Below are 12,263 nucleotides of genomic sequence, written 5' to 3'. Positions count from 1 at the left end.
ACAAAGCCGCCCATGGGGCGGCTTTGTCGTTTAGCGGCGGCGCTTACTTCTCGACGAAGGCGCGCTCGATCAGATAGTCCCCCGGCTCACGCATGCGCGGGGAAATCTTCAGGCCGAAGCTGTCGAGCACTGCGCTGGTTTCGTCGAGCATGCTTGGGCTGCCACAGATCATGGCGCGGTCGTCCTGCGGGTTGATCGGCGGAAGGCCGATGTCGGCGAACAGCTTGCCGCTGCGCATCAGGTCGGTCAGACGGCCCTGATTCTCGAACGGCTCGCGGGTCACGGTCGGGTAGTAGATCAGCTTCTCCTTCAGCGCATCGCCGAAGAATTCGTTGCGCGGCAGGTGCTCGGTGATGAACTCGCGGTAGGCCACCTCGTTCACGTAGCGCACGCCGTGCACCAGAATCACCTTCTCGAAGCGCTCGTAGGTTTCCGGGTCCTGGATCACGCTCATGAACGGCGCCAGACCGGTGCCGGTGGACAGCAGATACAGATGCTTGCCCGGGTTGAGGTCATCGAGCACCAAGGTGCCGGTGGGCTTCTTGCTGATGATGATCTCGTCGCCTTCCTTGAGGTGCTGCAGCTGCGAGGTCAGCGGGCCGTCCGGCACCTTGATGCTGAAGAACTCCAGATGCTCTTCCCAGTTCGGGCTGGCGATGGAGTAGGCGCGCATCAGCGGGCGGCCGTTGTCCTGCTGCAGGCCGATCATCACGAACTGGCCATTCTCGAAGCGCAGACCCGGATCACGGGTGCACTTGAAGCTGAACAGCGTATCGTTCCAGTGGTGGACGCTGAGCACGCGCTCGACGTTCATATTGCTCATGATGACTTCCTCGAGAATCGGGCGCCTGAAGACGCGATTGCGCGGCATTTTATTCGCGGCAACAATATCTGTTAAGCGGATTATCAAGATATAGGTTATCGGTTATATCGATATGCGATTTACTCTCAGACAACTCCAGGTCTTCGTTGCCGTGGCGCAGCAGGAAAGCGTCTCACGCGCGGCGCAATCGCTCGCCCTGTCGCAGTCGGCCACCAGCACCTCGCTGACCGAACTGGAGCGCCAGTCGGACTGCCAGCTGTTCGACCGCGCCGGCAAACGCCTGTCGCTCAATGCACTGGGCCGCCAGTTGCTGCCACAGGCGGTGGCGCTGCTCGACCAAGCGCGCGAGATCGAGCGCCTGCTGGGTGGCAAGAGCGGCTTCGGCTCGCTCAACGTCGGCGCAACCCTCACCGTGGGCAACTACCTGGCCACCCTGCTGATCGGCAGTTTCATGCAGCGCCATCCGGAATGTCGGGTGAAGCTGCAGGTGCACAACACCGCCCATGTGGTGCAGCAGATCGCGCATTACGAGCTGGACCTGGGCCTGATCGAAGGCGACTGCCAGCACCCGGACATCGAAGTGCAGCCCTGGGTGGAAGATGAACTGGTGGTGTTCTGCGCACCACAGCATGCGCTGGCCGCACGCGGCACGGCGACGCTGGAGGAGCTCACGCATGAGGCCTGGATCCTGCGCGAGCAGGGTTCGGGCACGCGCCTGACCTTCGATCAGGCCATGCGCCATCATCCGCGCAGCCTCAATATCCGTCTCGAACTGGAACACACCGAAGCGATCAAGCGCGCCGTGGAGTCGGGCCTGGGCATCGGCTGCATCTCGCGTCTGGCCCTGCGCGATGCCTTTCGCCGCGGCAGCCTGGTGCCGGTGGAGACGCCGCAGCTGGACCTGCGCCGACAATTCTACTTCATCTGGCACAAACAGAAGTACCAGACCGCCGCCATGCGCGAGTTTCTCGAACAATGCCGCGAACTCACCGCAGGCGTGGGGCGCAGCGATCAGATCGTTCTGCCGTCGATTGCCTAGGCGAACAGGCCGCAGACCTGTCCGCCGCCGGGTCGATCAACCCGGAATCGATTCCATCTGCTGCAGCAGCAACGCCGCCTGGGTGCGGGTACGCACCCCGAGCTTGCGGAAGATGGCGGTGACGTGAGCCTTGACGGTAGCCTCGGACACGCTCAGCTCATAGGCGATCTGCTTGTTCAGCAGGCCTTCGCAGACCATGGTCAGCACGCGGAACTGCTGCGGGGTAAGGCTGGCCAGCCCGGCGCCGGCGGCCTTGGCCTCTTCGGAAACCGGTGCACTCTCCTCCGCCATGGGCGGCCACCAGGTATCGCCGTCGAGCACCTGACGCACGGCCAGCTGAATGGTTTCCAGGGGGCTGGACTTGGGGATAAAGCCGCTGGCGCCAAACTCGCGCGAACGGTTGACCACCGAGGCTTCCTCCTGGGCGGAGATCATCACCACGGGAATCTGTGGATACTGCCCGCGCAGCAGCACCAGACCGGAAAAGCCGTAAGCGCCGGGCATGTTGAGATCGAGCAGAACCAGATCCCAGTCATTCTTGGCAGCCAGACAGGCCTCCAGCTCGGCGATGCTGGCGGCTTCCACCAGCCTTACTTCGGGCCCCAGCCCCAGGGTCAATGCTTGTTGCAGTGCGCTGCGAAACAGCGGGTGATCGTCGGCAATCAGGATTTCGTAAGCGGCCATCGGCAGATCCTGTTCTTGTTATGAGTGGCACTGAGTATGGCAGTGCTTTGGCCTGCCGACCCGCTCAAGCCTGCGCATTCAAGCTATTCAGGCTCCCCACTCGGACCGACGGCGGCGCCCAGCATGCCGAGCTGTGACGGGGTGGTCAAGCTTCGTGCTTTGCGGCAGCATGCGCTGCTTTTCCAGCCGAGTTCGTTCCATGCGAAGCCAAGCCCTGCGCGCCGACCTGTTGATGCTGATTACCGCGATGATCTGGGGCAGCGCCTTTGTCGCCCAGCGTCTGGGCATGGACAGCATCGGCCCCTTTCTCTATACCGGTCTGCGTTTCACCCTGGCCTGCCTGATACTGCTGCCACTGCTGGCCCTGCTGCAACGACGCAGCCAGCGCCCGGCGGCGCCCCTGAACCGCGGCCTGCTGCTGGGCGGCGTGGTGATGGGCCTGGCGCTGTCGCTGGGGATCAACCTGCAGCAGGTGGGCCTGCTGTTCACCACCGTGACCAATTCCGGCTTCATCACCGGCCTGTACGTCATCGTGGTGCCGATCCTCGGCCTGCTGATCGGCCAGCGCAGCAGTGCCGGCATCTGGCTGGGTGCCTGCCTCGCGGTGCTGGGGATGTTCCTGCTCAGCGTCGGCGAAGGCTTCACCGTGGCCTCGGGGGACTGGCTGCAACTGGCCGGCGCCTTCGTCTGGGGCGTACACGTGCTGCTGGTGGGGTTCTTCGCCAGCCGCCACGACCCGCTGCGCCTGGCGCTGATCCAGTTCATCACCTGTGCGGTGATCAGCCTGCTGCTGGCGCTGGTGTTCGAGACGGCCACGCTCGACGGCATCATCGCCGCGGGGCCAGCCATTCTCTATGGCGGCCTGTTCGGCGTGGCCATCGGTTTCACCCTGCAGGTGGTGGCGCAGCAGCACGCCATCGCCTCGCACGCGGCGATCATTCTTTCGCTGGAGGCGGTGTTCGCCGCCATCGCCGGCGCCCTGCTGCTCGGCGAAGTGCTGGCCCTGCGCGGCTATCTGGGCTGCGCGCTGATGTTCGCCGGCATGCTGCTGGCCCAGCTATGGCCCAAGCCCTTGCCAAGCGAGCTCAGCGGTACGATTGCAAGCGCTGATGCAGGGCGTCGTTGAGATCCAGCGGCAGACGCCGCTTGGCAGCCAGGTAGTGCTGGCTGAAAGCGTCGAGATAATCGTCCAGCGCCTCGCCGGCGCGCAGGTCGCCAGCCAGTTCCAGGCACATGGCAGCCACTTCGGCGGTACACAGGTGCTCGCCGCGGGTGGAGCGGCGCAGACGATAGCGTGACAGTTGCGCAGGCGTCAGGCTGAGCACCGGCAACGCGTCCAGATAGGGGCTCTTGCGAAACATCTTGCGCGCTTCGGTCCAGGTGGCGTCGAGCAGTACGAACAAGGGCCGCTTGCCCGGCGTCAGGCGCACCTCCTCCACCACCCGCCCCGGCTCTGCGTATTCGCCGGGAAACACCAGATAGGGCTGCCGTTGCGGCTCGGCCAGCAGCTCCAGCAGCGCCGGTTCGACCGCGGTGCGCGACCAGCCGAAGGCGTGAGTGTCGGGTACCACATCGGCGATCAGCCAGCCGGTATTGCTGGGTTTCAACGCCTCGATGTCGTGCATCACCAGACACATGCCGGCATTCGCCTCCACGCGCGGGCGCCAGGCACACAGGCAATAGTCCGGCTGCACGCGGCAGGCCGGGCAGCGCTCGGCGCGCGAGCCGCGGGCGACGAAGGGTTTGACGCTGCGCGCCAGGCGCTCGGCGCGCAGACGGGCAACGGCATGCAGGGAGTCGGGTGCAAACGGACGATTCATGGGCAAGGCGAACAGCAAAGGGGGCGGAATTCTACCACCCCGTTCGCCGGTCAGATGGATCAGAAGGTGTGGTTCAAGGCCAGGCCGATGAAATGGATGCGCGTCTCGTACTCGCCGGTGAAATTGCCGCCGTTGCCGGTGCAGCGCACGCCGCTGTCCTGGTACAGCCCACCGCTGCCCGGCACCCAACCGGCCGGCGAGCAGCCGTCCTGGTAGTCCATCTTGCCGCTGGAGAACTGCACGTAGCTGTAGGCGAAGTCCAGCGAGGTGTCGCGGGTCACCTTGTAGTTGGCACCGAACGACAGCCAGTAGCGATCGGCGTCGGGAAACGCCGGATGACGCAACTGGGTCGAATTGACGGGCGACTTGTCGTACGCCACCCCGGTGCGCAACAAGAGGTCGTCGCTGTACTGGTAGTTCATGCCCAGGGAGATCTTGTAGGTGTCCTTCCAGTCCTGCTTGACGCTCAGGTCGCCCTCGGTGACGCCATTGAAGTAGGGATAGCCGGCGACCTGGTCGATGCCGATACGCACTTCATCGAGCCGCGAATGGCGGGTGAAGGTCAGGTCCGCCATCAGCGCCACCTTGTCGTTGAGCTGGTGGAAGGCATTGAAGGAGAGCATCTCCGGCGTGTCGATGGCGGTCTTGGCCTTGGAATTGGGGTGCAGCCGGGTGGCAGCGAAATCACCGGGATTGACCCAGTTGCCCTCATCGAACAGCTCCCGCAGGGCATCGGTCGGCGGCACATAGATGTCCAGGATGGGAATGGTGAAACCGCCCTCGAGCGAGGTATCCGGCGAAGGAACGCTGCCTTGCACACCGGCGAAACTCCATTTGGTCTCCCCTTCCAGGGTATGGCGAATGTTGGAGCGATAGGCCACGCCAAAGCGTGTCGATTCGGTCGGCTCCCACATGTAGCCGATATTCCAGCCGAAGCCCCAGTCATCGCCCTTTACCCGGAAGTAACCGTCGCCCTGAACGTTGTCGGCGAAGTTGCTGGCGACGCAATCGACGAAGCCGTCTCTGTCCGCGACGCCGCGACAGGAGGTGATTTCTTCCGGCACCGGAACCCCGGCGATGATCCCGACGATAGGCCCGAGAATGGGGTCGGCCGCGTTACGGGTGCTGTCATAGTTCGCATCGACGAACTGCCCGGCCAACTGTCGCGAAGCACCTTTGACGTCCGCCGCCCCGCGCTGCACCGACTTGATGTACTGCGCCGAAACACCGAAGCCGATGCTGTGATGGTCGTTGAAACGAAAGGCGATGCTCGGGTTGAAGGTCACCGTCTCCAGGCTGGCCGACTGAATGCCGTAGCGCCCCGCCCAGTCTTCCTTGTAGTCGAGCTTGGCGCCGAAGGGGGTGAAGATGCCGAGGCCGACCGTCACCCGCTCGTTGATCTCGTGGGAGAAGTAGAAATTCGGCGCTGCCGCCGCATCGGGGAGAAACTCGCCGGCATCGCCCGATACCGGGTTGCCGAACACGTCGCGGCTGCCCTTGTCCTCGTACTTGCCGTCCGGCAGCAGAATGGTCAACCCGGAGGTGAGCTGGGTGCCCTTGAGCCGGGCCAGCCCGGCGGGGTTGTAGAAGATGGTCGAGGCATCGGCTGCCTCGGCGCCGTTGGCATGCGCCGAACCCTGCGCCGCGACCGACTGCGAACCGAAGTGATAACCGGATGCCTGCACCTGAACCACAGGCAAAACCAGTAAACTGCCAACCATCAGGGGCGATGGCCAGCGCCGAGAGAGCATTGTCATTGTTATTCTCCTGCACGCTACCTTGAACACCGCACGCTGCAGTCATCGCCAGGGGCAGGCTCTAGACAGCTGCAACGGCCGGGCGCTGCAGCGAGGCGGTATACGAGTCGCCGCGTGGTATTGGCGTGGCCTGCACGATGCGCAACGTTGGCAGTGAGGCAGGCACGTCACCAGGCGGTCAGTCTTGTGACGTGCAGGTTGCCGAGACGATCCCCGGCCTTTGGTCGTGGTGAGCGGCGCCGGCCAGGTGCCAGCATGTACCCATAGGTAACGCCTTGCCGGGCAACGAACAATCCCATCGGGCCCGTGTCCAACGATGTCCACGCTTTAGGAGTCAGTCAGATGCTGCGTTACACCCTTCCCGCACTCGCCCTCGGCCTGATGCTTGCCACTGCCCAGGCGGCCTCGTTGAAGGAGATGGAATTGACCCGGACGCTGGAGCAGGTCGCCCGGCAAAGCAGCGAAGGCACGCCGCGGGCGATCAACGAGGACATTCTCGATCAGGGCTATACCGTGGAAGGCCACACGCTGATCAACCATCTCAGCGTGCGCGAAGCACATGCCGCGCAGATGCGTGGCAACCCCGATACGGTGCGTAGCCAGCTGGCGGCCAGCGTCTGCCGCAACCCGGGTTATCGCAGCCTGCTGGCGCAGGGCGCCCAGCTGCGTTATCAGTTCAGCGAGTACCGCAGCAACCGCCCGGTCACCGTGGAAGTGTTCGACAAGAGCGACTGCGGTCTCTGAAGCAGTCGAAAACTCAGCCTCTTCCCGCTCGCCGCTGCGCCTCATCGGCGCGCAGCTCGGCGAGCAGTGCCTCCATGTAGCGTGAGCGCCGCGCGCCGCCCTCCAGGCGGCGCAGGCACTCGTCCTCGATGCTCATGTGATTGGTACGCGCAGCCTGTTGCAGCATGCGGTACAGCTCCGTGTTTATCTCCAGCGTCAACCTGGGCATACCTGCCCCTCCCTTCCCGTTGCTCCACTTCGTGGGCTCAACGCAGACAGCGAGAGTCCCCCCTGCCTGCCAGAGCCGCGCGTTCCTCAGCGCTCAACCAGCCATCGGGCGATACGCCCAGCACTTCGGCCACGCTTTGCAGCACATGCGCCCAACTGCAGCCATTGGCGAACAGCATGCCGGCCTCGTCGAAGGTGCCGCCGCGGTTGCGGTAGCCCAACGCCCGACAGCTGGCGGCGTCGCCCAGCAGCGGCCAAAGATGGCCCGCGGCCACCTCCGGGCGCATGTGCGTCAGCAGCACGCGACGGCGGCACGCCGCCGGAAACAGCGCTTCACGCTGCTCGGCGCTGGCCACGCTGGCGGCCTCCCAGGCATCGCGCGGCGCCCGAAAACGCCCCGGTTCCTGCAAGTAAATCAGACGCCAGGCCACGCCCTTCTCGCTCAGACGAACGGCGGCGCGGCGCATCTCGCTCAGCTGATAGCTGCCACTGGCGATCAGCAGCACAGGCTCGCCGTCGCCACCCTCAGCGACCTGCAGGGCACCGTCGCGCGCCAGCTGCTGTGCCTGTTCGACCGTGAAGAAACAGGGTCGTTCACGCTTGGCCGCCACCAGGCAGGCCAGTCGACCACGCGTCTGGTAGATCTCCGGCAGCAGGGCCAGCAGCGAGTTGTGATCGGCGGGCAGCAACACGCGCATGACGTCGTGCATCTCGCCCAGCAGCGCCTCGCAGAAGGTGGTGTCCTGGTGCGATTGCTGGTTCTTGCCGTTCTCCCAGGTGTGCGAGGTGGCCACCAGCGGCCAGCCCAGCCAGCCGGCCGGACGCCCTGCCTCCTTCTGCTGGCGGGCGAAGATCAGACTCTGACGAACGGCGCCGAGCATCTTCACGCAGAAGGCTTCGTAGCTAGCCACCAGATTGAGCCCGCCCTGGTTGGCCAGGCAGGCGGATACCACGGCCTCCTCGTTGAGCGCAGTGATCACCGCGCCGTGCACCGACTCCAGCTCGCTCTCCGGCTGGCTGACGCGATGCCTGAGCGCCGCCAGTACGCCACCCAGGCGGTTGCTGGCCAGTTCGTCCGGGTTGCCCACCCGCGGCCGCAGTTGCGGGTTGGCGCGCACCAGGTCGACGAAATAGCGATCCAGGGCGCTCATCGGCGAGCAGGCATGATCGTGAAAATGCAGCGGCGGCTGCACGGGCTGCGGCGGCTGACGCAAGGCCAGCGGGTTGTCCCGCTCCAGCGCGCGCCCCTTGCGGCTGGCGAACAGATCGCAGGCATCGGACAACTTCTGCGGTTCCACCCACAAGGCCGCCGCATGCTGGTTGAACAGCTCGCGCGCCTGCTCGTCGCGCGCCGGGCTGGCCGGCAGCGGCAGGTTGTGCGCGGCGTTGCTGCCGGCGCCGAAAAAGCCATAGCCCTTGGTGGTTTCGGCGATGCCGTAGGGCATCGGCAAGGGATAGGCGAGCACGTCGTCGTTCAGTTCGCCGACACGGTGCGCCAGGCGTTGCTCCATCTCCCACAGGGCGCAGACGAAGGCCGCCGGGTCGCGCCCGTCGAAACTCAGCGGATCGAAGCCGCACAGCCGCAGGTGCTGACGAAAGCCTTCGAGGCCCTCATGCGTGCCCAGCTCGGTGCGCTGCTCGATACGCCGGCCATTGGCGATCATCACCGGCAGCGCCACGCCACAATCCTCGGCGCGCCACCAGCGCGGCATCCAGTCGCTGCCGCGCTGCTCCTCGGCAGCGCCGTCGGAGAGAAAGGCCACCAGCTTCTCCCCCGGCAATGGCAGATGCGCGTACTGCAGTTCGGCAAAACCCAGGTAACCGCCCTCGGCGATGCCGCCGGCGGTGTGCGGGTTGACGTGACTGCCCAGCGGCACGCCTGGGCTGCCGTCAGCGGCCTGAGCGTAGCTGTAGAAATCCGCCGCCAGGCGGCTCATGCCCGCCTCGTCGCGAGCGTAACGGGCGGCCTGCTCGGGATGCTGGTTGCCGGTCAGCAGGTTCAGCGCTTCGATCGCCGCCACGCAATGGCCCTGCCCCATCAACCAGCCGCGCGTCTCGGCGGTCAGGGCATTGAGGGCCAGGTAACCGGCGTAGGCCGGCACCATGTTCAGCGCGCCGCCGGTATGCCCCTCGGGCACGTCCTTGAAGTCGGCGGCCTGCAGCGGCTGGCCATCGAGCCTCACGCGCTGCGCGTAGGTCATGTGCACCACCAGCCAGAGGCCGGCGGCCGTCAGTGAATCGAGGGCGCACAGCAGGCGATAGACGCTTGGCAGGTCGGGCTGCAGGCCGCTCTGCACCAGTTGATGAGCGAGCCGAAAGACTGCGGCGCAGGTCTGCGGGCTATGCTGGATAGGTCCGTGGCCGGCTTGCCAGCGGGCGAAGTCGGGATATTGCTGAGCGTGCTGGTGCAAGGCGGCGGCGTCGGGCAATAGCTGGGTCATGGCTGCTCTCCTGAATGTTTGCCTGCAGTCTAGGCAGCGGGAAAAAGGCCCCGGCTGACCTGCATCAACAAGCGCTGCGATGCGAACCGGCAGACTCGCCTCATCATCACAACAAGGATAGAACCATGGCCCTGCTCACTTTTCTCGGTGCGATTCAACAGGTCACCGGCTCCTGCTACCTGGTGGAAAGCCGCGACGGCGCCAGGGTCCTGCTCGAATGCGGCATGCACCAGGGACGCCGCGAAGAGGAGGATCAGAACCGCAGCGCCTTCCCCTTCGATCCGCGCAGCCTGGATGCGGTGGTGATCTCCCACGCCCATCTCGATCACAGCGGGCTGCTGCCGCGCCTGGTCGCCGAAGGCTATCGCGGCCCTATCCACGCCACCGAGGCCAGCTGCGAGCTGCTCGAACTGATGCTGCTGGACTCGGCCTTCCTGCAGGAAAAGGACGCCGAATGGGAAAATCGCTGGCGCGCACGCCAGGGCAAGCCGGCGATCAAGCCGCTGTATACGATCGCCAACGCCGAACAGGCCCTCAGCCAGCGCCGCCCCCATGCCTACGGCGTAGCGGTCGAGGTGGCCAAGGGCGTGCAGGTGACCTTCCACAACGCCGGTCATATTCTCGGCTCGGCCATCGTCGAGATGCAGGTGGAGGACCATCACCTGCACCGTCATCTGGTGTTCTCGGGCGACCTGGGCAACACCTGCTCGCCGCTGATGCAGGCCCCGGCGCAGTTGAACAAGGCGGACGTGCTGCTGATGGAGTCCACCTACGGCGACCGCGACCACCGCGACAGCGAAGCCACTCTGGAAGAGCTCGCCGACATCCTGCAGCAGGCCCATCGTGATGGCGGCAATGTACTGATTCCCTCCTTCGCCGTGGGTCGTACCCAGGATCTGATCTACTACCTCGGCCGCTTCTACCAGGAGGGCCGTCTGCCCCAGCAGGCGGTGTTCCTCGACAGCCCCATGGCGATCCGCGCCAACGCCATCTACAGCCGCTTTCACGATCAGTTCGCCGCCGAAGACCGCGCCGCCCTGGCCGCCAAGGGGGTCAAGCGGGTCGAGGACTGGCTGCCGATCCTGCGCTGCACCGCGACGGCCGAAGAGTCGATGGCCATCAACCGGATCAAGAGCGGGGCGATCATCATCGCCGGGGCCGGCATGTGCAATGGCGGGCGTATCGTCCATCACTTCAAGCACAACCTCTGGCGCGAGAACTGCCACCTGGTGTTCCCCGGCTTCCAGGCCAAGGGCACGCTGGGCCGCCTGATCGTCGACGGCGCCGAAACGGTCAAGGTGCTGCACCAGCGCATCGCCGTGAAAGCCAAGGTGCATACCCTGGGCGGCTTCTCCGCACACGCCGGACAGTCGCAGCTGCTGCACTGGGCCGGCCAGTTCGAGCATCACCCCGAGCTGTATCTGGTCCACGGCGAGCTGGAAAAGATGCAGGCCCTGCAGCAGGCACTGCGCGAACGCTTGAACTGGATCGCCAATATCCCCGAGCCGGGGGAGCAGATCGCCCTGTAACCCGCGCTTACGAAAAGCTTGCAGCCAGGCTGCAACCTGGCTGTGGCAACCTTCGCGAAACTCCATAATCAAGGAACCGGCACAGGCGCGAGCGCAATCCACTCTCGCCAGGCCCAGAAAAGGAGAGTTTCCATGGCTTACGAACCGGACGATTACCTGTCACGCCACGTGCAGACCAGCGAGGTCGATCTGCCGAGCAAAGTGGACGAGCTGTTAGCACTGGCGGCCCCCGGCAACAGCCCGAACCTGCCCCTGTATCGGGAGATGCTCACCACCGTGATTCACATGGCCCAGGCGGATCGCAACCGCTGGGACGCCAAGATCATGCTGCAGACCCTGCGCGAGATGGAACACGCGTTCGGTGTGCTGGAACAGCTCAAGCGTCGACGCAAGGTCACGGTGTTCGGCTCGGCACGCACCCCGGCCGATCATCCCCTGTATCGGCAGGCCCGTGAGCTGGGCGCCCTGCTGGCGCATCATGACCTGATGGTGATCACCGGCGCCGGCGGCGGCATCATGGCCGCCGCTCACGAAGGTGCGGGCCTGGAGAACAGCCTGGGGTTCAACATCACCCTGCCCTTCGAGCAGGCCGCCAATTCCACCGTGCGCGGCAGCCACAACCTGCTGTCGTTCCACTTCTTCTTTTTGCGCAAGCTGTTCTTCGTCAAGGAAGCGGACGCCCTGGTGCTCTGCCCGGGCGGTTTCGGCACGCTGGACGAAGCCCTGGAAGTGCTGACCCTGATCCAGACCGGCAAGAGCCCGCTGGTGCCGGTGGTGCTGCTCGACCAGCCGGGCGGCAGCTACTGGGAAGACGCCCTGGGCTTCATTCGCCGCCAACTGGGCGACAACGGTTATATCCTGCCGACCGACCTCAACCTGCTGCACCTGGTCTACAGCGCCGAAGAAGCGGTGGAAGAGATCGCCCGCTTCTACGGCAACTTCCACTCCAGCCGCTGGCTGAAGGATCGCTTCGTCATACGCCTGAATCATCCGCTCAGCGAGGTGGCACTGGCGCAACTGACCCGCGAGTTCGCCGGCTTGTGCAAGGAAGGCGGCTTCACCCAGCAGTCCTCTTGCGAGCAGGAACGCGACGAGCCCGAGCTGCGGCACCTGACCCGCCTGGCCTTCGCCTTCAACGGCCGCGACTACGGACGGCTGCGCGCCCTGCTCAATGCCGTCAACGCACCGGAAAACTGGGCAACCTGAGCTGACGAATTGC

11 protein-coding genes are annotated in these 12,263 nt (G+C 65.1%); 5 read left to right on the top strand and 6 right to left on the bottom strand.

Features of this window, described 5'->3' with window-relative positions; translation table 11 throughout:
- Positions 1–43: 43 nt before the first annotated feature.
- The gene (fpr, locus tag N7333_RS06970) at positions 44–823 is read right to left on the bottom strand and encodes a ferredoxin-NADP reductase (RefSeq protein ID WP_003241717.1); all 780 of its coding nucleotides are present in this window, start codon (positions 821–823) and stop codon (positions 44–46) included.
- A 112-nt stretch (positions 824–935) separates the two neighbouring features.
- Here fpr and N7333_RS06965 point away from each other — a divergent pair, with 112 nt between their 5' ends.
- Positions 936–1,862, top strand: coding sequence for a LysR family transcriptional regulator (locus N7333_RS06965; protein ID WP_096827131.1), 927 nt, complete (start codon positions 936–938; stop codon positions 1,860–1,862).
- Between the two features lie 36 nt (positions 1,863–1,898).
- Here the strand turns inward: N7333_RS06965 and erdR are convergent, their stop codons facing one another.
- The gene (erdR, locus tag N7333_RS06960) at positions 1,899–2,546 is read right to left on the bottom strand and encodes a response regulator transcription factor ErdR (RefSeq protein WP_012017911.1); all 648 of its coding nucleotides are present in this window, start codon (positions 2,544–2,546) and stop codon (positions 1,899–1,901) included.
- Positions 2,547–2,715: 169 nt separating this feature from the next.
- Here erdR and N7333_RS06955 point away from each other — a divergent pair, with 169 nt between their 5' ends.
- On the top strand, positions 2,716–3,672 hold the full coding sequence (locus N7333_RS06955; RefSeq protein ID WP_129483500.1) for a DMT family transporter: 957 nt from the start codon (positions 2,716–2,718) through the stop codon (positions 3,670–3,672).
- Here N7333_RS06955 and N7333_RS06950 read toward each other — a convergent pair.
- Both N7333_RS06950 and N7333_RS06945 read right to left on the bottom strand, forming a co-directional pair.
- Entirely contained in the window at positions 3,632–4,366 is a 735-nt protein-coding gene (locus N7333_RS06950; RefSeq protein WP_129483499.1) for a tRNA-uridine aminocarboxypropyltransferase, read from the bottom strand. The genes N7333_RS06955 and N7333_RS06950 overlap by 41 nt on opposite strands.
- 59 nt (positions 4,367–4,425) lie before the next feature.
- Positions 4,426–6,123 (bottom strand): OmpP1/FadL family transporter, encoded by a 1,698-nt coding sequence (locus N7333_RS06945; RefSeq protein ID WP_012017908.1) that lies wholly within the window; start codon positions 6,121–6,123, stop codon positions 4,426–4,428.
- Between the two features lie 342 nt (positions 6,124–6,465).
- Here N7333_RS06945 and N7333_RS06940 point away from each other — a divergent pair, with 342 nt between their 5' ends.
- A complete protein-coding gene (locus tag N7333_RS06940; protein WP_003241705.1) occupies positions 6,466–6,867 on the top strand; it encodes a quorum-sensing-regulated virulence factor family protein in 402 nt (133 codons plus the stop codon).
- Between the two features lie 13 nt (positions 6,868–6,880).
- On the opposite strand, the gene N7333_RS06935 is transcribed toward N7333_RS06940, so the two are convergent.
- Entirely contained in the window at positions 6,881–7,075 is a 195-nt protein-coding gene (locus tag N7333_RS06935; protein ID WP_003241703.1) for a hypothetical protein, read from the bottom strand.
- Positions 7,076–7,112: 37 nt separating this feature from the next.
- Entirely contained in the window at positions 7,113–9,515 is a 2,403-nt protein-coding gene (locus tag N7333_RS06930) for a xylulose 5-phosphate 3-epimerase (RefSeq protein WP_129483498.1), read from the bottom strand.
- 125 nt (positions 9,516–9,640) lie between these two features.
- Between N7333_RS06930 and N7333_RS06925 the strand changes: the two genes are divergently transcribed.
- Positions 9,641–11,044: an MBL fold metallo-hydrolase gene (locus tag N7333_RS06925; protein ID WP_129483497.1), complete on the top strand. Its 1,404-nt coding sequence runs from the start codon at positions 9,641–9,643 to the stop codon at positions 11,042–11,044.
- A 132-nt stretch (positions 11,045–11,176) separates the two neighbouring features.
- Positions 11,177–12,250, top strand: a complete 1,074-nt coding sequence (locus N7333_RS06920; protein WP_129483496.1) for an LOG family protein — start codon at positions 11,177–11,179, stop codon at positions 12,248–12,250.
- Positions 12,251–12,263: the final 13 nt, after the last annotated feature.

The sequence above is a fragment of the Pseudomonas sp. GD04158 genome (genome assembly GCF_029834875.1).
Taxonomy (GTDB): domain Bacteria; phylum Pseudomonadota; class Gammaproteobacteria; order Pseudomonadales; family Pseudomonadaceae; genus Aquipseudomonas; species Aquipseudomonas hydrolytica.
Note: the sequence above shows the minus strand (reverse complement) of the source record. Positions and strands in the feature narration are given on the sequence as shown.